The sequence below is a fragment of the Ruegeria sp. C2 genome, from assembly GCF_056537765.1.
The window spans coordinates 42,068-62,218 of record NZ_JBQFRZ010000002.1; the positions used below are offsets into that span (position 1 = coordinate 42,068).

Below are 20,151 nucleotides of genomic sequence, written 5' to 3' on the forward strand. Positions count from 1 at the left end.
ATATGAAAGATGTTGTGATGAATGCTGAAGCTACTCTTGCGAAACTGGACTTGACCGCGGCAGAGCTGACAGGGGGCGCATTGCGCGTAACCTCTCCGATCGACGGCAGCCTGCTGGCTGAAGTACATGAAACACCGGTGTCCGAGATGGGGGCCATCTTTGATCGTTCGAAAGCAGCGTTCAAGGCATGGCGCGTGGTACCTGCACCGCGCCGGGGCGAGCTGATCCGCTTGCTTGGGGAAGAGCTGCGCGCCGCCAAAGACGACCTCGGCGCGCTTGTCAGTTGGGAGGCTGGCAAGATCACTTCGGAAGGTCTGGGCGAAGTGCAGGAGATGATTGACATCTGCGACTTCGCAGTTGGTCTGTCACGGCAGCTTTACGGTTTGACGATTGCATCTGAGCGCCCGGGCCACCGGATGATGGAAACATGGCATCCGGCGGGACCGGTAGGTGTGATTTCTGCCTTCAACTTCCCGGTTGCCGTATGGTCGTGGAACGCCGCGTTGGCTCTGGTCTGTGGTGACCCAGTGATCTGGAAGCCGTCCGAGAAAACGCCATTGACTGCTATGGCCTGCCAGAAGATCTTTGAGCGCGCTTTGGCTCGCTTTGGCGATGCACCCGAGGGTCTGCTGCAGACCCTGATCGGCGGCGCTGATTTGGGTGAGGCACTGGTTGCCAGCGAGGACGTTCCGGTCATCTCAGCCACCGGTTCGACCCGTATGGGTCGCGCGGTTGCGCCGATTGTGGCGCAACGCTTTGGTAAATGCATCCTTGAGCTGGGCGGTAACAATGCGATGATCGTGGGCCCCTCGGCCGATCTGGAAATGGCTGTGCGTGCGATTGTATTCTCGGCCGTTGGGACAGCAGGTCAACGCTGCACTACATTGCGTCGCCTTATCGTGCACAACTCAATCCGCGAGGAACTGGTTGCGCGTCTGAAGAATGCCTATGCCGATCTGCCGATTGGCAACCCGTTGACCGAGGGCACGTTGATTGGCCCGCTGGTGGACGAAGCCTCGGGCAATGCCATGAGTGCCGCCCTTGAGGCTGCCAGGGCTGAAGGCGGAAGCGTGTTCGGCGGCAATCGCGTGACCGAAGGCGTGCCGGGTGGCGTCTATATGCAACCGGCCATCGTGGAGATGCCGGGCCAGACCGCAACAGTGAAGACCGAAACCTTTGCACCGATCCTCTATGTCATGGGCTATGACGACTTTGCCGAGGCGATCGATCTCCAGAACGACGTGCCGCAGGGCCTGTCCTCCTGCGTGTTCACGCTGAATATGCGCGAGGCGGAACAATTCCTGACGGCTGCTGGTTCGGATTGCGGCATTGCCAACGTCAATATCGGCCCGTCGGGGGCCGAGATCGGTGGGGCGTTTGGCGGTGAAAAGGAAACTGGCGGCGGGCGCGAGAGCGGCTCGGACGCGTGGAAGTCCTATATGCGGCGTCAGACCAACACGGTGAACTACTCGGCTGAACTGCCGCTGGCGCAAGGAGTCAAGTTCGATATCTGAGCCAGGTCTCCGGCGGTGTTTGGTGCGCCGCCGGACCTAATCTGCAAACAGATAATCCAACTGCATCACCGCATTTGCCTGACCCGGTTCAAGGTCAAGAAACTTGGCAATGACCGCCTCGTTTTCGGCTCGATTTGCAGACTCTCGCAGATAAAACAGCCCGTCATTTTGCGTGCCCCGGATCTGTTCGGATTCGAAGGCCAGAGCATTGCGCAGCGTTGGTAGCAATCGCCCCAAGGTGTCGTCCGAGCTATTCTGCCCGGCCAGCCCGACACGATGGGCGTGACCCTTCAGATATGCGTCGGAATAGTTGCAGTCGATTTCCAGTATGCGCGTGTCCGCCTGATCAGAGCAGAAATCCTGAATTGCATCCAGATTGGCCGGATCGAGGCAGAGCACCAGCCTGTTGTCTCCAAAATGATCGAACAACATCCGCATCACCGCACGCCGATGACGCGCGCGTTTCTTCAAAGTAGTTTCGATACCCCCAAGGTCGGGCAGTGCTGTCTCTTGCTCATCAAAGATGTATTCAATACAGGGCGTGTTGGTCTCAGACGCGATCTGATCAACCAGGCGCTTGGCTACGTGCCATTTCTTACAAACGATCAGAAGCACCTGACGGTTTGGACCTAGCGTATTTCCCGCTTCCCAGAAGCGTTGGCCAAAACGCCGCCCAACCCGCCCACGCCCCGTGAGGAAATGATAGAGGTTGCGCCCTTCATCCGAGATATCGAATGCGACCCCTTCACTGGCATAGAGCTGACCCAGCCGCTGTTTCAACTCATGCGCTTCAGCGCTGATCTTGCGCGCGAACAGATAATCCTGGCCCAGCAGCATGTCATAGTGATCGTTATAGAAAGTCACGGGCATCCCGTAGTCCGAAAACATCAGGAACGTCAGCGTCCGATTGTCGATCTCTTGCCTTGGGATCAGGTGGCGGACAAGGGTTTGAAAAAAGGTTTCGTCCGGGATCCAGGTGGTCGAGAAGAACCGGATCACATCGCGGCGCTGGCGCAGGAAATCAAGGATCATCTCAACCGTGCGGCGGCGCAGACACCACCATTGGCTGCCGATCATGATCTGCAGGTCAGCGGGGATTTCGCGCGTCAGGCCAAACCGCTTTTGGGTTTCATATGACGCGTAGAACAGGCGCGATTGCGTGCGTTCGTTGAAATAATGACGATAGATCAGCCGGTCCTCTTTCATGCCGGTCTTGATCCAGTTGCTTTCAAAGAAGTCATGGCTTTCGATGAAATCCATATCACACTCGTCGAGAAAGCGATGCGCGTACTCCGCTGTCTTGATCGCCATGCAATCGCCCGAAAGCATGTAGAAATGGGTGGCACGTGGGAAGGCCTCCACTGCGGCTTGCAGCGCATTCAGCGTGGCCTGGACAAGCGACCACTCCCCCCAGCCGCACTTTATCCGTTTGCGGGCGAAGGTAACGTTCGGGTTGTCCCTCAATGCGTCGCGGATGCGCGTATAGGCTGCCTCACTGGCGCGGGCGTCGAAATGGATCGCCATGCAATCCCCCGCCGCCGTCAGCTGCCCGGCCTGATCAATGATCGCGTCAGGGTCTTTGTGACATAGCAAGATATAGGCAATCTTTGCCATTTGCGTTTCGCTATTCCCCGTTTCTACCGTTCGCGACCGTGATACTGAGGATGAGCGATTGAATAAACAGAATATTTTTGGTTCTTTGGGCCAATACCGCCGAAGTATCACTCCGATATCCGGCCAAGGAGGCGCAGCAGATGGGTTTTCCCGGAACATGGATGACCGAAAGCCAGAGCATGGTGTACCGCGTGGTGCCGAAATGCGCCTGCTCGACCATTGGCCAGATCATGTATTATTCGGATCACGGTCGGTTTTTTGGTGGTGATATCCATGACGCCAAGGACGGGATGCACAAATGGGCTTTTGGGGCCAGCCAGGACCCGATCTCGCGCAACGTGCGATCACATGAATCCTATACGTTTACCTGTGTGCGAAACCCATATACCCGCATCCTGAGCTCGTTCTTCGACAAGATCTGCGGCATTCAGCGCAACGGTAAACGCTATCGCGGTAATCTGGTGCCAACGCTGATTTACAATTACGGGATCGAAGTGGGCGGCGAAGACGGTAAGGGTGAGTTCGATCAGATCGCCAGTTTCCGTCGATTTCTTCTTTTCGCGCGGGATACCATCCGTTGGCGTCGCCCGATGGACCCGGATATTCACTGGTCCGCCATGTCTGGCCATGTCTCGACCCTGATTGCAAATGGCGGGCGCTATGACCGGATTTTCTGGACCGAGAAGTTCAACGATGGGATGCAGGGTGTTCTGGACAACCTCAAGACCGCACACCCTGTGACCCTGTCCGAAATTCCGCGCTTTAATGAATCCGAAGGTCACGGACCCAAACGCGCGCATCCGGTCGAGGATTATTTTGACGATCTGTCCATGCACCTGGTCTATGAAATCTACAAACAAGATTTCGAACTGTTTAAATACGATTTCGAAAACCCGGCCAATAAGATGCCGGTAGGTGAGATCGATCTGGACGAGATTCACGCCAAGCTGGGTGACTGAGTCACTTAGACTAAAGAGCAAGACCTCCCGCCCATCGTTAATGTCTCTGATGAGACATCTCCTCTGGTTGGGCCCGGCGCCGCGCTTTGCGCGGCGCCGGGCCCAAGTCCGCAAGGGGTATCGGCTTTGCCGATAGCACGTAGCGGGCGCGGGAGCGCGCCCATCTTCGTAGACCCTAGACCTGGCGAACAGCACCTTTCGCCGCGCTGGTGGTTAGCTTGGCATAGGCCTTCAGCGCCGTAGACACCTTGCGTTTGCGCGGTGCTGCGGGATGCCAGCCTTTTTCATCCTGTTCTTCGCGCCGGGCGGCCAGATCTTCATCGGACACCGCAAGATGGATGCTGCGGTTCGGGATGTCGATTTCGATGGTGTCGCCGGTTTGCACCAGCCCGATTTCACCACCCTCTGCCGCCTCGGGCGAGACATGGCCGATTGATAGACCCGAGGTGCCGCCCGAGAAGCGGCCATCGGTCAGCAAAGCGCAGGCTTTGCCCAGACCTTTGGATTTCAGGTATGAGGTCGGGTAGAGCATCTCTTGCATGCCCGGCCCGCCGCGCGGGCCTTCGTAGCGGATCACGACCACGTCGCCTTCTTTGACCTTTCCGGTCAGGATGTCGTTCACCGCCTGGTCCTGGCTTTCGCAGACATAGGCTGAGCCGGTGAATTTCAGGATGTTCTCGTCAACACCTGCAGTTTTCACAATGCAGCCGTCGCGGGCAATGTTTCCGAACAGTACCGCAAGACCGCCATCCTGGCTAAAGGCATATTCTTTCGAGCGGATCACGCCGCCTTGGCGGTCGGTATCCAGCTCCTTGTACCGGTTCGACTGGCTGAAGGCCTGAGTGGTGCGCACTCCGCCTGGTGCAGCCTTGAACAGTTCCTGCGCTTTGGGATTGTTGGCGATCTTGATGTCCCAATTGGCAATCGCTTCGCCCATCGTAGCCGAATGAACGGTTGCGCAATCCTCGTGCAGCAATCCCGCACGGCTCAGCTCGCCAAGGATCGAGAAGATACCACCGGCGCGGTGCACGTCTTCCATATGCACATTCTCGGTATTGGGTGCGACCTTACACAAACAAGGCACTTCGCGGCTGAGGTGGTCCATATCGGACATGGTGAAATGCACCTCGCCCTCATGCGCAATGGCCAGCAAGTGCAGTACCGTGTTGGTCGAACCGCCCATAGCGATGTCGAGGCTCATGGCGTTCTCAAAGGCCTCGAACGTAGCGATCTCGCGTGGCAGGAAGCCTTTTTCGTCCAGATCATAGTGCCGCTTGGTGATCTCGACGATCCGGCGACCGGCCTCAAGGAACAGCTCTTTGCGGTCCGCGTGTGTGGCAAGGGTCGAGCCATTGCCCGGCAGCGCCAGACCCAGCGCCTCGGCCAGACAGTTCATCGAGTTGGCGGTGAACATGCCCGAGCATGACCCACAGGTCGGGCAGGCATTCTCTTCGATGTGCTGAACCTGTTCGTCGGTGAAGCGGTCGTCAGCAGCGGCGACCATCGCATCCACAAGGTCGATCTTTTTGGCATCCAGATCGGCGATATCGATCTTACCAGCCTCCATCGGGCCACCCGAGACAAAGATCGCCGGGATGTTCAGACGCATCGCGGCCATCAGCATACCCGGGGTGATCTTGTCGCAGTTCGAAATGCAGACCATCGCGTCCGCACAATGTGCGTTGACCATGTATTCCACCGAATCCGCGATCACCTCACGTGAGGGCAGCGAATACAGCATCCCGTCATGACCCATGGCGATGCCGTCATCTACCGCGATGGTGTTGAACTCTTTCGCAACGCCACCCGCTGCCTCGACCTCGCGCGCGACCATCTGGCCAAGGTCCTTCAGGTGGACGTGACCGGGCACAAACTGGGTGAACGAGTTTACGATGGCGATGATCGGTTTGCCGAAATCATCGTCGCCCATACCGGTGGCGCGCCACAAACCGCGGGCACCGGCCATGTTGCGGCCATGGGTAGAGGTTCTGGATCGGTACAATGGCATGATGCTGTTTCCCTTTTGCCTCGGGTTGCATGTCTTGGGGTTCGTGCGTTATAGCGCACGTATCACATGTGCGCTATAACGTACAAGAGGATTCGGAAGTTGATGATATGGCACCGGACGACATAACGCTGAAATTACGGGACGTGCGGACGGCGTCCGGGCTGAGCCTGTCGAAGGTGGCTGAAATGACCGGGGTCAGCAAAGCCATGCTGGGCCAGATAGAGCGCGGCGAATCCAGCCCCACCATCGCGACCTTGTGGAAAATCGCCAAAGGCTTCCAGCTACCACTCAGCGCGCTGATCGATACGGCGCTGGGTGACCCGTCGGTTTTCCAGACCGTGACCTTCCCCGGGACCATAGAGGTCAAGATCGTCTTTCCCTTCGACCCCGCCCTAGGGGCCGAGACATTTCACGTCAGCTTGCATCCGAACCAAAGCCACGAATCCCCCGCCCATGCCGCTGGTGTGACCGAGGAGGTGTTTGTGCTTTCAGGTACGCTCGAGATCCTGCGCGATCGGGAATGGGTGTCATTGCAGGCCGGGCAGGGCTTGCGCTTTGCCGCTGATGTCCCCCATGGATACCGCGCGGGTGCAGAGGGTGCCGCATTCCTGAACATGCACCACTACGCCCAGCACAACGAGTATTCTGAAAACGGCAAGGCCCATTTATGATTGCAGTTCTCGACAGCCTCACCATCGTCGACGCTATTGGCTCGTTTGGGGCTTTGATCGTGGTCGCGGCCTATTTTGCGACACAGATGCGGATGATGAATTCTGACGATCTCGCGTTTCCGGTGGTGAACCTCTTGGGATCGGTTCTGATCGTCTATTCGCTGCTCGAGAATTTCAATCTGGCGTCGATGCTGATCGAGGGGTTCTGGATTCTGATCAGCATGATCGGGATCATTCAGTATTTCAGGTTGCGCCGCGCAAAGTAGTGCGCGGCGCAGGATGCTTAGGCTGCGCTGAGAAGGCGCGGCGTGAACAGGCCGAGCTTGTTCTGACCCTTCATGGATTTCGCAACCGCAAGAACGGCAAGATCGGCCAGGGGCTCAATCAGGATAACCATCATGTAAGCGCCGCCAAAGCTGGCCACGGCGGCGATGTTTTCGGCACCGAAACCCTGACCGTAGAACGCCCAGAAGGCCACCCAGAGCACGACACCACCCTGATAGGCGGTCGACAGCGCAAGTGCCTGAGAATACTTGAGGTCAACATAGGCTGTATTCGGCGCAATGATGCGGTTTGCCAGTGCCTGCAAGGCAAACAGAGGCACCAGCAACGTCGTCATGTTCATTCCGAACTGGGGTAGATCGAAGGGTGCCAAGAAAAACCCTTGAACAAAGAGGCCCAGGATCAGGCCAATCGCAGCCGGGGCGGCACCGAACAAAAGAAACAGTGTCGAGCCCAGAATAAAGTGCACCTCTGACACTCCCACCGGGAAATGAGGCAGAACTTCAAAGAATGTGAAAACAAGGCCGGTTGTCAGGGCAGACCGCACTGCAAGGCTTGCAACACCACTGTTTTTGACGCTCTCCCACGCCAGCTTCAGACTATAAAGCCCTGCCCCGGCCGCGGTGGCATAGCTCAGGACAAGTTTGGCGCCGTTTACGACGCCCGGTTCGATATGCATAGTTTGTTCTCCTTACCGTCACACCCGACGGTAGAAACGTGTTGAAATTGGGCGGATGCCCGGTTTGTGCATGGCAGGTCTCCTGACTCGCGGATTAGGATCGATCCCGGCCTTCCCAACCGATCATTTCGGTCAGTGGCCCTGATGGGGCGATACTCCGCTTACAGTTGCGGGGGCAGTTCCGGAATTGACAGGATTTGTCGCACCGGATTCCCTTTTCATCCCTCTGGGGAAACCCCTTTGGGAACCATGTCGCACAGATTTCTGCCACAGAATGCTGTCTGTCAAGCACGCCAAGCATGTGGTTGGAAAAAAACTGTCCCCGCGCGGGTTCTGAACTGCGGCGTGACTTGAACGTTTGGCCGTGCCCATATAGGGAAAATCCAAGCTCGCTCAGGGGAGGCTTTGATGCAGGACGATCCGAAAACTCTCGTATCCACAGACTGGCTGGCCGCGCATCTCAAGGACCCGGATCTGCGGATTCTGGACGGGTCCTGGTATCTGCCCGCGCAGAACCGCGATGCGAAGGCCGAGTATGATGCAGGCCATATCCCCGGTGCACGGTTCTTTGACATTGATGACATTGCCGATCACCGTTCGGACCTGCCGCATATGGCACCTCCGGTCGAGAAATTCATGTCCCGCCTGCGGGCGATGGGGGTGGGCGACGGCCATCAGGTCGTGGTCTATGACGGGGCCGGGCTGATGTCTGCCGCACGCGTCTGGTGGCTGTTCCGTTTGATGGGTCAGGACAATATTGCCGTTCTGGATGGGGGACTGCCGAAATGGCAGGCCGAAGGTCGCGAGATTGAGGACCTGCCGCCCGTCGTTCGCGATCGCCACATGACCGTTCGCGTACAAAACCATCTGGTACGTGACGTGACGCAGGTTTCAGCTGCGGCCAAGCTGAACGATCATGAGATCATCGATGCGCGCTCGACCGACCGCTTTGCCGGAACCGCGCCAGAACCACGCGAAGGTTTGCGCTCGGGTCATATTCCAGGCTCTCGCAATGTGCCCTTTGGCACGCTGCTGAACGCAAATGGCACCATGAAGTCGCCGGAAGAGTGCCGCGCCATATTCGAGGCCGCAGGTGTAGATCTGTCGAAGCCCGCAATCACATCCTGCGGCTCGGGCGTCACGGCTGCGATCCTCAGCCTCGCGCTTGAACGCATGGGTAAAAAAGATCATTCGCTTTATGACGGCTCCTGGGCTGAATGGGGTGCCTTCCCAACCCTGCCCGTCGCAACCGGAGAGAACTGATGTTCGAGAACCTCAAGCCACAGCCAGCCGATAAGATTCTGGCGCTGATGCAGATGTATCGCGATGACCCGCGCGATCAGAAAATTGACCTGGGGGTTGGCGTTTATAAAAACGCTGAGGGCATCACCCCGGTCATGCGCGCCGTAAAAGCGGCTGAAAAGCGCATTCTGGAAGAGCAGGAGACCAAGGCCTATACCGGTTTGGCCGGTGACCCAGCCTATGCCGATGCCATGATTGGTCTGATTCTGGGTACATCGGTCCCGCGCGCCAACATCGCCGCCGTGGCGACACCGGGCGGCACCGGTGCTTGTCGTCAGGCGTTTGAGATGATCCGCATGGCCAATCCGTCGGCCCGTGTTTTTGTGTCGAACCCGACCTGGCCGAACCATCTGTCGATCCTGAACTATCTGGGGATCGAGACGGTCCAGTATCGTTATTTCGACGGTGAAACCCGCGGCGTCGATTTCGACGGCATGATCGAGGACCTGAAAACCGCCAATGCGGGCGACGTGGTTCTGTTGCACGGCTGCTGTCACAACCCGACCGGAGCCAACCTGAACATGGTGCAGTGGCAGGAGGTTGTGAACCTGATCAACGAGCGTGGCCTCGTGGCGATGATCGATATCGCCTATCAGGGCTTCGGCGACGGCCTTGAGGAGGATGCTCAGGCGACCCGTCTGGTTGCCTCGTCGGTCAAGCGCTGCCTGATCGCGGCGTCCTGCTCGAAGAACTTCGGCGTCTACCGCGAACGGACCGGCCTATTGATGGCGATCAGCGACGATGTGGCGCAAACGGCTCTGAACCAATCGACACTAGCTTTCCTGAACCGTCAGAACTACTCGTTTCCGCCAGATCATGGCGCACGGGTGGTAACGACGATCCTGAATGATGACGCGCTGCGCGCCGACTGGGCCGCCGAGCTGGAAGAAGTCCGCCTGTCCATGTTGGGCCTGCGTCAGCAACTGGCTGACGAATTGCAACGTCTCAGCGGGTCGGATCGTTTCGGTTTTGTCGCTCAGCACCGCGGCATGTTCTCGCGCCTTGGTGCGGCACCTGAACTGGTCGAGCAACTGCGCAACGATCATGGGATCTACATGGTCGGCGACAGCCGCCTGAACATCGCCGGTCTGAACGCCAATACGGTGCCGATTCTGGCGCAGGCGATTGTCGATGTCGGCGTCTGAACGGCGTTATTGAATAAGGAAAACCCGGGCGCGAACGCCCGGGTTTTTTTGTTTGTACGTGGTTGGCTATTAGCCTTTGGAGAACTCCGGATAGGCTTCCATACCCAGTTCCGCCATGTCGAGGCCGTTGATCTCGTCCTCTTCGCTGACGCGGATGCCAAGAGTGGATTTCAGAATCACCCACAGGATCAGCGCGCCGACAAAGGTGAACACGCCGTAGGCGACAATGCCGGTCAGCTGAGTGATCAGGCTCGCCTCACCGTAGAAGATCACGGCGATGGTGCCCCAGATACCGGCGAACAGGTGAACCGGGATGGCACCCACGACGTCGTCGATCTTGAACTTGTCCAGCATCGGAACCGCGAAGACCACGATGATACCGCCGACAGCACCGATCCAGAGCGAACCGAACAGGGTCGGGGCCAGCGGTTCCGCCGTGATCGAGACCAGACCGGCCAGCGCGCCGTTCAGAACCATGGTGAGGTCGGGCTTTTTGTACATGACCTGTGTCATGATCAAAGCGGCGACGGCGCCAGAGGCCGCGGCCATGTTGGTGTTGGCAAAGATGCGCGACACGTCGGACACGTCCCCAACAGTACCCATTGCCAGCTGTGAGCCTCCGTTGAAGCCGAACCAGCCCAGCCACAGGATGAATGTACCCAAAGTAGCTAGCGCCAGGTTTGAACCGGGCATCGGATGTACCTTGCCATCTTTATACTTGCCGATACGCGGGCCAAGGATGATGGCACCTGCCAGAGCGGCCCAGCCACCAACCGAGTGTACAACGGTTGAACCGGCAAAGTCCGAGAAACCGGCTTCGGACAGCCAGCCGCCACCCCACTGCCAGGACCCCGAGATCGGGTACAGAACACCAGTCAGAACGATGACGAAGATCAGGAAGGGCCACAGCTTGATCCGCTCTGCCACCGCACCCGAGACGATCGAGGCGGTTGCAGCCACAAACACCAGCTGGAAGAAGAAATCCGAGCCAATCGATGCGTAGTCGAGCGCTGCATCAGCGGGCGCAACGCCGACGGCGTCAAGCTGCGTGGTCGAGAAGAACGGCCCCAGCCAGCCAGCGATGGTCCAGCCGTCGCCGGGATACATCAGGTTAAAGCCGATCAGCCAGTACATGATCGCGGCAAAGGAAAACAGCGCAACGTTCTTGATCATCTGCATTGCGACGTTTTTCGACCGCACCAGACCGCCTTCCAGCATGGCAAAGCCTGCTGCCATGAAGAAGACCAGAAAGCCCGCCATCAGGAATAGCAGCGTAGTGAAGATATATTGGGTATGCAGCGCAGCCTCGCCTTCGGCAGCCTCTTGCGCCAGCCCCATCTGCGGCAGCACAACAAGTGCGGCGGCAGGAATGATGAATTTCATCAGGTTCATTGTCAGTCCTCGAATGTTTTGGAAGCGGGGCGCTTAAAGCGCGTCCTCGTTGGTTTCCCCGGTCCGCACGCGCAAGGCCTGCTCGACATCGAGGACGAATATCTTGCCGTCACCGATCTTGCCGGTTTTGGCTGTTGTGGTGATGGTCTCGACGATCTGGTCGGCCATGGTGGCGGGCACTACGATCTCGAGTTTGATTTTGGGCACGAAGTTCACGGCATATTCCGCGCCCCGATAAATCTCCGTGTGGCCGGATTGTGAGCCAAAGCCCTTGATCTCGGTCACCATCATGCCGCGCACGCCCGCGTTGGTCAGTGCCTCGCGCACCTCCTCGAGCTTGAACGGCTTGATTGTCGCAATGATCAGTTTCACGTCTTTCCCCTCTATCGTCCCGGACAGACCGGTATTTTGCACCTGCAGAAAAAGAGCGTGACATCGCGCGTTAGGAAACGATTCCGGAGGGGTGACGCCGGGAAAAAGAATGAAAAGTTGCACAATTTTTGCACAAACTACGTGACGAGATGAAATAATAGGCAGTTTAGCGAGGGGAAATACCGGAAATTCACACCTCTACATGGCTGCTTTGCCAAGGTATGGTGACGCAAAAGCATAAACGGGCAGAGTTTGAGCATGACTGAGTCCAAGCGCCGCAAGCCGACATTGGTCGCGGACAAAAGATACCACTCGAAGGGTCGCAAGCCTGCGGCAACCAAGCGGTCTGCCAAACCGGCGGGCAAGAAAGCGGCTGCGCGCAAAACCGCCACCCGCAAGACAGCGCGCCGGAAACCGCGACGCAGTTCGGGCGGCAAGGGGGGCGGTATCTTCCGCCGTCTGTTCCGTTGGATTTGGCGCCTGTTCTGGGGAATCACATGGCGGGTGGGTGCCGTCGCGGGCCTGCTGCTGGCGCTGGCGGTCGGCGTCGTCTACTCTTCTTTGCCCGACGTCGATGCCCTGCTGGACGGGCGCGCAAAGGGTTCGGTGACGTTGCTGGACCGCGACGGCAAGGTGTTTGCCTGGCGCGGGGATCAGTTCGGCGGGGTGATCACGGCGGATACCGTCTCGCCTCATCTCAAGAACGCGGTGATCGCGACCGAGGACAAGCGGTTCTATCGCCATTTCGGCGTCAGTCCGCGCGGCGTTGCCAGCGCGGTGCGGATCAACCTCAGCGAAGGGCGCGGGCCGTTGTCGGGCCATGGCGGCTCGACCATCACGCAGCAGACGGCGAAGCTGCTGTGTCTGGGCGTTCCATACAATCCAGCTGATTGGGAGTCCGAGGCGGCCTATGAGTCGGATTGTCGGCAGGGGTCGCTGTGGCGCAAGGCGAAAGAGGCCGTTTATGCCATCGCGATGGAGGTGAAATACTCCAAAGACGAAATCCTGACCATCTATCTGAATCGCGCATTCCTTGGGGCGGGCGCACGCGGGTTCGAAGCGGCCAGTCAGCGCTATTTCGGTATCTCCGCAGCCGAGGTCAGCCCGGCAGAGGCTGCCATGCTGGCCGGTCTGTTGGTGGCACCCACGCGCTATGCGCCAACGAATAACCTGCAGCGTTCACAGGATCGGGCGCGGTTGGTGGTCGGTCTGATGGAAGATCAGGGCTATCTGAGCCAGGCGCAGGCCAGCGAGGCCCGCAGCCGTCCGGCAGAGCTGTCCGAGGCGGCGGCAGCGCGTGCCGGTGGATATTTTGCGGATTGGGTCATGGCGAGCGGACCAGAATTCTTTACCCGCAACACCACCGAGGATGTTGTGATCCGTACCACGCTGGATCAACGCATTCAGCAATCGGCGGAAGAGGCGTTGCAATTCATCTTTCAGGAAAAGGTGCGCGAAGGGTCAAAGGCACAGGCCGCCATTGTTGTGATGTCGGCGGATGGCGCGGTCCGCGCCATGGTGGGCGGGCGCAAGACCCGAGTATCAGGGGCGTTCAACCGGGCCACACAAGCGCTGCGACAGACCGGGTCGTCGTTTAAACCCTTCGTTTACGCCACCGCGCTGGAACTGGGCTATTCGCCTCTGGATACGGTGATGGACGAGCCCTATTGCGTCGACATCCCCGGGTCGGGTCAGTGGTGCCCCAAGAACTACACCAACAAGTTCTATGGCCGGGTGACGCTGGCGGATGCCCTGAAAAACTCGCTGAACATCCCCGCCGTTAAAGTGGCTGAGATATCGGGGCTGGAAAATGTCCGAACCGTGGCCAGCGGTTTTGGCATCACGAGCGATCTGGCGCAGGGTCCGGCGCTGGCGCTGGGCGCATCAGAAAGCACGTTGATCGAGATGACGGGCGCTTATGCGGGTATCCTGAATGGCGGTTCGTCGGTCGAACCGTATGGCCTGACCGAGTTGAAGTTGTTGGGCGAAACCGAACCCGTGATGGTGACGACTACCGGGATCGGTGAGCGCGTGATCAATGACAAGGCTGCGAAACAGCTGACCTGGATGATGGAGCGCGTCGTTTCGGAAGGCACCGGGGGGCGTGCGAAACTGCCCGGCTGGCAGGTGGCGGGCAAGACCGGCACAACGCAGGCCGCCAGGGATGCGTGGTTTATCGGTTTCACCGCCGACTATGTGGCGGGTGTTTGGATGGGATATGATGACAACACGCCCTTGGCGGGTGTCACAGGCGGTGGGTTGCCTGCAGAGATCTGGAAAGAGACCATGGTCCGCGTCACCGAAGGCATGACGCCCACACCATTGCCGATGCTGGCGCCCGATCCGCCCGTGCGTACGGCACAACCCAGACAGCAGCGCCGCAAGAACAATGGTTTTGAAAATGCGATCAACAACCTGCTGAACAACATTTTCGGAAACTAACAAAGCAAAGAAAAAAGGCGGTGCTTCAGGCACCGCCTTTGACGTTTCAGGCGCTCGCGTCCAGCGCGGCGACAATCGCGTCGCCCATTTCCGAGGTCGAAACTGGCTGAACACCTTCCTCGGCCAGCAGATCGGCAGTGCGGACGCCATCGGCCAGAACCTTCTCGATGGCGGCTTCCAGACGATCCGCCTCGGCACCTTGGTCAAAGCTGTACCGCAGCGCCATGGCAAAGCTCAAGATACAGGCGATCGGGTTGGCTTTGCCTTCACCCGCGATATCCGGGGCTGAACCGTGGACCGGCTCGTACATCGCCTTGGGGCGACCATTCGCCATCGGAGCACCGAGCGATGCAGATGGCAGCATACCCAGTGAGCCGGTTAGCATCGCGGCGCAGTCGGACAGCAGATCGCCAAACAGGTTGTCGGTGACGATGACATCGAATTGCTTCGGTGCCCGCACCAGCTGCATGGCACCGTTATCCGCGTACATGTGGGTCACTTCGACTTCGGGATATTCTTCGGCCACGCGATTCACGACTTCGCGCCACAGGATGCCCGATTCCATGACGTTGGCCTTTTCCATCGAGCACAGCTTTTTGTTCCGACGCATTGCCAGTTCAAAGGCCGAGCGCGCGGCGCGTTCGATTTCGGATTCGGTGTAGCGTTGGGTGTTGATGCCCACACGCTCATTGCCTTCCTCAAAAATGCCGCGCGGTTCGCCGAAATACACACCCGAGGTCAGCTCGCGCACGATCATGATATCCAGACCGGCCACGATGTCCTTCTTCAGCGACGAGAAATCGGCCAGCGCGTCAAAACACTGTGCCGGGCGCAGGTTCGAGAATAGATCCATTTCCTTGCGCAGGCGCAGCAGGCCGCGCTCGGGCTTAACCGAGAAGTCCAGGTCGTCGTATTTCGGGCCACCCACGGCACCCAGCAGCACCGCGTCAACCTCTTGCGCTTTTGCCATGGTCTCATCCGACAAAGGCTTGCCGTGCGCGTCATAGGCCGCGCCGCCCACAAGGTCCTCGCTCACGTCAAAGTGAAGGCCGCGATTGGTGCCGAACCAATCGATGACTTTGCGCACTTCGGCCATGACTTCGGGGCCAATTCCGTCTCCGGGCAGGATGAGGAGCGAGGGGTTGGACATGAAGGATCTCCTTGCGTTTCGTTGCACAGGCCCTAGCGTTTGCGGCGCATCGGGTCAATGAGACGAACCCGCCAAAACACGAGGAACAGACATGCTGACACCCGGAAAACCCGCCCCATCGCTGAAAATCGAAACCGTGAGCCACGGCACCTTTGATCTTGAGCGTGACACAGGTGAAAACGGGACGCTGGTGATTCAGTATCGCGGTCTGCATTGCCCGATCTGTATTCGCCAGATGGGCGAGGTCGAAGCAGCGCTGGATGACTTCGCCGAACTGGGTATCGAGGTGATCATGATCACCACGGATACAGGCGAACGCGCGGCTGAAACGGTCGAGAAAGCCGGGGTCTCAAAACTGCGCGTGGGGTATGGTTTGTCGATGGTCGATGCGCGTGACACCTGGGGGCTGAATATCTCGGTCGCACGCGAAGGCAGCGCTGAGCCTGCGCTGTTTGCTGAGCCGGGGCATTTCTATATCAAACCGGATCAAACCCTGTACTACGTCTGGCAGCAGACGACGCCATTCGCCCGGCCTCCGATGTCGGATATTGTCGGAGGGTTGAAATTCACCCTCGCCAATGACTATCCAGCGCGCGGCACCTATACTGGCGCGCTGTAGGAGGCATCACAATCTGGCCTTCAACCCCTCAGCCAGCAGATTCCAGACCCTGCGGATGCGTGGGGTCTGACGCATGGCTTGCGGGGCGGCCAGCCAGACCGGCAGAACGGGTATCTCGGCTTCGATATCCAGCACCTCAACCGCCGGATCCGCCTGTGCGATGCTGAGTTGGCTGAAGCCGACACCGCAGCCTGCGCGGATCAGCTCCCAATAGGCGGTCTGGTTGTCGCAGCGGGTGGCAAAGCTGTCACGGCTGGCAGGCCAGCCTTTGTTGCGCATGGCGGTGATGATGTCCTGATTAGCGTCGAACCCTACCAGATCATGCTGCATCAATTCCTCGGGGGTCGTTGGACGCCCGGCGCGTTCCAGATAGGATCGCGCAGCACAAAAGCAGAGCGGAAGCTCTCCGATATGTTTGGCCACGATGTCGACCTGCTCGGGGCGATACATGCGCACGGCGATGTCGGCCTCTCGATACAATAGGTTCTCGCTGGCATCCGAGGCGACCAGATCAAGCTGTATGGCCGGCTCCTCCTGGCGGATCGCGGCCAGGATGGGAGGCAGCAGGTGGTGCGAGACAAAGACCGAGGCGGTGATCCGGACCGAACCCTCAAGCTGTTGAGCCTGCCCCGCCGCCGTCAGCCCAAGCGCGTTAACCGCGCCGTGCATCTGCTGAGCCATCGGCAACACCTGTTGCCCAACTTCGCTGAGTGTCAGGCCGCGTGCATGTCGGTCGAACAGGGGCACGCCCAGTTCTTGCTCAAGCGCATGCACTTGCCGCCCCAACGTAGGCTGACTGCGCCCCAGCTGCCGCGCCGCAGCTGAAAGCGAGCCGGTTTCAGCCACGGCCAGAAAGCTCTGGATCAGGGACCAGTCGGAAAGCTGCAGAGGATTTGCCATTCAAAAACGAATACATGATCTGCGGTTATTGGCAATTCATCAATGCATGCGAATGAGTAAATTGAGAGCATCAGGAGGAATACATGCAACAAACTGCGCTAATCCTTGGTGCCTCAGGGCGTTTTGGCCGCAACTCAGCTGCAGCGTTTTCCCATGCGGGCTGGTCCGTGCGCCGTTTCAACCGTGCCTCGGATGATCTGAAAGCTGCGGCCTGCGATGTGGATGTCATCGTGAATGCGTGGAACCCGCCCTATCCGGACTGGGCGCGTGATGTGCCGACGTTGCATCGCAGAGTGATCACGGCTGCTGAAAGCAGCGGGGCCACCGTTATCTTGCCCGGCAATGTCTATGTCTTTGGCGCAGACGCTCGTGCCCCTTGGTCGTCTGAGACGCCACATTTGGCCACCAATCCGCTCGGTCGTATTCGGATTGAGATGGAGGCTTCCTATCGCGATTCATCCGTGCAGACCATTTTGCTGCGGGCCGGAGATTTCATCGATACCGCTGTATCGGGGAACTGGTTTGATCAGGTGCTGATCAAGCATCTGCGTCGTGGTCGCTTCGTCTATCCCGGTGATCCCGACATCCAGCATGCCTGGGCGTATCTGCCTGATCTGACCCGCGCTGCTGTCCGCTTGGCCGAGATGCGCGCCGACCTGCCGCGATACAACGATATTCCGTTTGCGGGATATACGCTATCCGGCAATGACCTTGCGCGGGCGTTGCCGCGGGTGATTGAGCGCGAGGTTGAACTGCGGAAGATGGCTTGGTGGCCGTTGCAATTGGCACGTCCGTTCTGGCGTATGGCGCCTCATCTGCTTGAAATGCGGTACCTGTGGGACACGCCGCATCGTTTGGATGGTGCGCGGTTTGAAGCGCTATTGCCTGACTTTGTGCAGACGGATCTTTCTGCAGCGTTGACAGCTGCAGTTCCGGGTTCTGCCGTACAACCGCGCGGACAATCGGGTAGCGCCCCTCTTTGGTCGTAACGCGCATTGCCGTTCTCTTATGCGGAACGCCGCTTCAAGGGAGGCACCCCCCAGCGCCTTAGCAGTACTGATCACTGATCGTGCAGATCGACCCAGACCAGTCGATGACGGCTGGCAGTCTCGGCGTTGTCACGATCCGGTTGAGGTGGCCAATACACACCTGCATCCTGTACCTGCCAATCGGCCGAGGGCAGGACATAATCGACCCGCATCTCGCCCACGCCCTTCCAGAGAACCGTCGCGGTGGAACCTTCCGCATTCGTGGGCTTAGGGTCCTGCAGCAATGGGTGGGCAAGCAGGTCCCGGATGGCGTCCTTGCGACCTTCACCGCGATCCGGGTCGAGATTTGCATCCCCCGCTATTATGAACCGGCTTGATGGAGCAGGGCCAACCTCTTTTTCCAGGAGCACTGACCAGAACCTTATCTCATCTCTGTTTCGCAGACCGTTGCGGTCCTCTGGCCCGTCAAACACCGGTGGGCTGGCGTGGAACGTCATCAGCTCAAGACGACCCCCGGGCGCATCGATCGGAACGACCCAATGGGCGGTTGAAGAGAGCCGATGAATGGCCTGCGCTTGGGGCGATGGAAACGGGGCATCCTTAGCGACGGGCAGCGTAGCACCCGGAAGATCCCGCCATAGCATCGTGGAGTAGACCTGCACCTCATCTTCCGCGATGGGATATCGCGATAGTACGGCCAAACCGCCTTGCCCTGTGAACCGGCCCCAGCCCTGAGCATCGCCCGGCCCGCTGGTTTTGCCGTCTCCGTCCAGATCCATCGGGGTTTCGAGCCCTGAATTGGGTTGTGCCGAAAAGCTGTGAGGATAAGTCAGACCCGCTTCGTCCAGCTTCGTCTGAAGGGCGGTCAGGGTCAACCCGTCCAGATCCCAGTCGATCCCCTGCAGTGCCACGATGTCGGGACGTGTCTCCGTCAGCACTTCGATCACCGCACTCACTTGTGGGTCGCCCCGTCTGATATCCCGCAGCAAGAGCCCCGGCCCCTCGCGGCTGAGTTCGGTGTTATAAGTAGCGACTCGCAATATGTCTGCCTGCGCCGAAAGAGGCAGCAGCAGTACGATAAGGGCTCGGATCATGCGATCTGAGTGGCCTCGGAGGTTGAGTAGGCGCGGCGTTTTTCGACAATCAGTCCAGCGATGCGCAAGGTCGCCATGCCCCGCATGATCATGCTGGCAGGCAGGAAAGCCCAGGCGCACAATGTCCAGATCAGGGTTTGAGGATTGCTGAGGGCAATTGGAGCCGCAAAGGCAGCCATCAGTTTCACCACGGCTGGAATCAGGAATGGCAGCAGCACCCCAATGGCGATGTTCAAACGGCCATCCCGTTGCAGCCGGGTCACCACATCGCCACCCTTAGTAGGGTCGAACAAGGGCAGATTGGTCCAGACATTGAAAGCCCCGTTGCCCATGGGCCAGCCCCGCAGCTTGACCGCGTAGGCAAAGCTGCCAATCGTGGCCAACGCGGCGACATAAGCGATGCTTGCTGAGATGCGTACCAGTTCAATCAAAGGTTGGCTGGCGTTGTCAGGCAGCATCAGTACAACCAGACGCACGGGCGAATAAGGGAAATCTGCCACATTCGAAACCGCCAGCCCGGTCGCATAGAACAGGCTGGTCATATGCGTCGGCGCATAAACGTTTTTGCAGATCATCGTCAGGAAGATGACCATCGATACAAGCCCGACAAAACGCAGACGGTTCACCGGTGCGGCATCACGAAATTCGATAAAGCTGGGAAAGGCGGAGTTATATTCGGAGAACGTCAACAGGAACGCCAGGATGGCGAGAAAAACAACGATCTCTGTCCCATTCGACGTCGAAGCTGGCAGGTACAACGCGGGAGTGAGCACCATAAGCGCCACCAATATTCCACGTATCGCCGCTCCTGTTGTGCGTGCAATCAAAATCCGAACCCTTTTTTCCAAACCGGAGTGGCCGATTCTATGTCGACTTCACTTCCAACTTGTGCGGACCGTTCGTTTAGTGACGGTTACCTCAGTATCGCTAAGATTGACGATAAGCGGTATTTCGCTCAAGCCGGAGTGCAGAAAACACGCACTTTCGGGCAAAATGATGGCGCAACTGGTGCGGGATTG

At 58.6% G+C, this 20,151-nt stretch carries 18 protein-coding genes and 1 riboswitch; of the genes, 9 read left to right on the forward strand and 9 right to left on the reverse strand.

Annotated features, from left to right (window positions below; genetic code table 11):
• Positions 1 to 2 precede the first annotated feature (2 nt).
• A complete protein-coding gene (gene amaB / locus ACR0IV_RS09920) occupies positions 3 to 1,514 on the forward strand; it encodes an L-piperidine-6-carboxylate dehydrogenase (protein ID WP_480660027.1) in 1,512 nt (503 codons plus the stop codon).
• Between the two features lie 36 nt (positions 1,515 to 1,550).
• Here amaB and ACR0IV_RS09925 read toward each other — a convergent pair whose 3' ends face one another.
• Positions 1,551 to 3,128 (reverse strand): DUF5928 domain-containing protein, encoded by a 1,578-nt coding sequence (locus tag ACR0IV_RS09925; protein WP_480660028.1) that lies wholly within the window; start codon positions 3,126 to 3,128, stop codon positions 1,551 to 1,553.
• Between the two features lie 140 nt (positions 3,129 to 3,268).
• Here ACR0IV_RS09925 and ACR0IV_RS09930 point away from each other — a divergent pair, with 140 nt between their 5' ends.
• Positions 3,269 to 4,087, forward strand: coding sequence for a sulfotransferase family protein (locus tag ACR0IV_RS09930; protein ID WP_480471177.1), 819 nt, complete (start codon positions 3,269 to 3,271; stop codon positions 4,085 to 4,087).
• Between the two features lie 175 nt (positions 4,088 to 4,262).
• Here ACR0IV_RS09930 and ilvD read toward each other — a convergent pair whose 3' ends face one another.
• Positions 4,263 to 6,095: a dihydroxy-acid dehydratase gene (ilvD, locus tag ACR0IV_RS09935; protein ID WP_480471176.1), complete on the reverse strand. Its 1,833-nt coding sequence runs from the start codon at positions 6,093 to 6,095 to the stop codon at positions 4,263 to 4,265.
• A gap of 107 nt (positions 6,096 to 6,202) precedes the next feature.
• Between ilvD and ACR0IV_RS09940 the strand changes: the two genes are divergently transcribed.
• The gene (locus ACR0IV_RS09940; RefSeq protein WP_480660029.1) at positions 6,203 to 6,766 is read left to right on the forward strand and encodes a helix-turn-helix domain-containing protein; all 564 of its coding nucleotides are present in this window, start codon (positions 6,203 to 6,205) and stop codon (positions 6,764 to 6,766) included.
• Complete coding sequence (locus ACR0IV_RS09945; protein WP_480660030.1) at positions 6,763 to 7,032, forward strand: CBU_0592 family membrane protein; 270 nt, start codon at positions 6,763 to 6,765, stop codon at positions 7,030 to 7,032. The genes ACR0IV_RS09940 and ACR0IV_RS09945 overlap by 4 nt, the downstream gene beginning before the upstream one ends.
• A gap of 17 nt (positions 7,033 to 7,049) precedes the next feature.
• Here the strand turns inward: ACR0IV_RS09945 and ACR0IV_RS09950 are convergent, their stop codons facing one another.
• Positions 7,050 to 7,727, reverse strand: a complete 678-nt coding sequence (locus ACR0IV_RS09950) for an energy-coupling factor ABC transporter permease (protein WP_480660031.1) — start codon at positions 7,725 to 7,727, stop codon at positions 7,050 to 7,052.
• A gap of 55 nt (positions 7,728 to 7,782) precedes the next feature.
• A riboswitch (cobalamin riboswitch) is annotated at positions 7,783 to 7,994 on the reverse strand.
• A 141-nt stretch (positions 7,995 to 8,135) separates the two neighbouring features.
• Here ACR0IV_RS09950 and sseA point away from each other — a divergent pair.
• Positions 8,136 to 8,990 (forward strand): 3-mercaptopyruvate sulfurtransferase, encoded by an 855-nt coding sequence (sseA, locus tag ACR0IV_RS09955; RefSeq protein ID WP_480660032.1) that lies wholly within the window; start codon positions 8,136 to 8,138, stop codon positions 8,988 to 8,990.
• Positions 8,990 to 10,174 carry an amino acid aminotransferase gene (locus tag ACR0IV_RS09960; protein ID WP_480660033.1) on the forward strand — a complete coding sequence of 395 codons (1,185 nt, stop codon included), beginning with the start codon at positions 8,990 to 8,992 and terminating at the stop codon, positions 10,172 to 10,174. Before sseA ends, ACR0IV_RS09960 begins: the two co-directional genes overlap by 1 nt.
• A 69-nt stretch (positions 10,175 to 10,243) precedes the next feature.
• On the opposite strand, the gene ACR0IV_RS09965 is transcribed toward ACR0IV_RS09960, so the two are convergent.
• Both ACR0IV_RS09965 and ACR0IV_RS09970 read right to left on the reverse strand, forming a co-directional pair.
• Positions 10,244 to 11,566, reverse strand: a complete 1,323-nt coding sequence (locus ACR0IV_RS09965) for an ammonium transporter (protein WP_480660034.1) — start codon at positions 11,564 to 11,566, stop codon at positions 10,244 to 10,246.
• 33 nt (positions 11,567 to 11,599) lie between these two features.
• Entirely contained in the window at positions 11,600 to 11,938 is a 339-nt protein-coding gene (locus tag ACR0IV_RS09970; RefSeq protein WP_170675441.1) for a P-II family nitrogen regulator, read from the reverse strand.
• Between the two features lie 258 nt (positions 11,939 to 12,196).
• Here ACR0IV_RS09970 and ACR0IV_RS09975 point away from each other — a divergent pair, with 258 nt between their 5' ends.
• A complete protein-coding gene (locus ACR0IV_RS09975; RefSeq protein WP_480660035.1) occupies positions 12,197 to 14,380 on the forward strand; it encodes a transglycosylase domain-containing protein in 2,184 nt (727 codons plus the stop codon).
• 46 nt (positions 14,381 to 14,426) lie between these two features.
• Here the strand turns inward: ACR0IV_RS09975 and leuB are convergent, their stop codons facing one another.
• Positions 14,427 to 15,530 (reverse strand): 3-isopropylmalate dehydrogenase, encoded by a 1,104-nt coding sequence (gene leuB, locus ACR0IV_RS09980; RefSeq protein WP_480471167.1) that lies wholly within the window; start codon positions 15,528 to 15,530, stop codon positions 14,427 to 14,429.
• 91 nt (positions 15,531 to 15,621) lie between these two features.
• On the opposite strand from leuB, the gene ACR0IV_RS09985 reads away from it, so the two are divergent.
• Entirely contained in the window at positions 15,622 to 16,149 is a 528-nt protein-coding gene (locus ACR0IV_RS09985) for a redoxin domain-containing protein (RefSeq protein ID WP_480471166.1), read from the forward strand.
• Between the two features lie 6 nt (positions 16,150 to 16,155).
• On the opposite strand, the gene ACR0IV_RS09990 is transcribed toward ACR0IV_RS09985, so the two are convergent.
• On the reverse strand, positions 16,156 to 17,049 hold the full coding sequence (locus tag ACR0IV_RS09990) for a LysR family transcriptional regulator (protein WP_480660036.1): 894 nt from the start codon (positions 17,047 to 17,049) through the stop codon (positions 16,156 to 16,158).
• 83 nt (positions 17,050 to 17,132) lie between these two features.
• Here ACR0IV_RS09990 and ACR0IV_RS09995 point away from each other — a divergent pair, with 83 nt between their 5' ends.
• Positions 17,133 to 18,038 (forward strand): Rossmann-fold NAD(P)-binding domain-containing protein, encoded by a 906-nt coding sequence (locus tag ACR0IV_RS09995; protein WP_480660037.1) that lies wholly within the window; start codon positions 17,133 to 17,135, stop codon positions 18,036 to 18,038.
• Positions 18,039 to 18,109: 71 nt separating this feature from the next.
• Here the strand turns inward: ACR0IV_RS09995 and ACR0IV_RS10000 are convergent, their stop codons facing one another.
• Both ACR0IV_RS10000 and ACR0IV_RS10005 read right to left on the reverse strand, forming a co-directional pair.
• Positions 18,110 to 19,132, reverse strand: coding sequence for an endonuclease/exonuclease/phosphatase family protein (locus ACR0IV_RS10000; protein WP_480660038.1), 1,023 nt, complete (start codon positions 19,130 to 19,132; stop codon positions 18,110 to 18,112).
• Positions 19,129 to 19,959 carry a hypothetical protein gene (locus tag ACR0IV_RS10005; protein WP_480471162.1) on the reverse strand — a complete coding sequence of 277 codons (831 nt, stop codon included), beginning with the start codon at positions 19,957 to 19,959 and terminating at the stop codon, positions 19,129 to 19,131. Before ACR0IV_RS10005 ends, ACR0IV_RS10000 begins: the two co-directional genes overlap by 4 nt.
• Between the last annotated feature and the right edge of the window lie 192 nt (positions 19,960 to 20,151).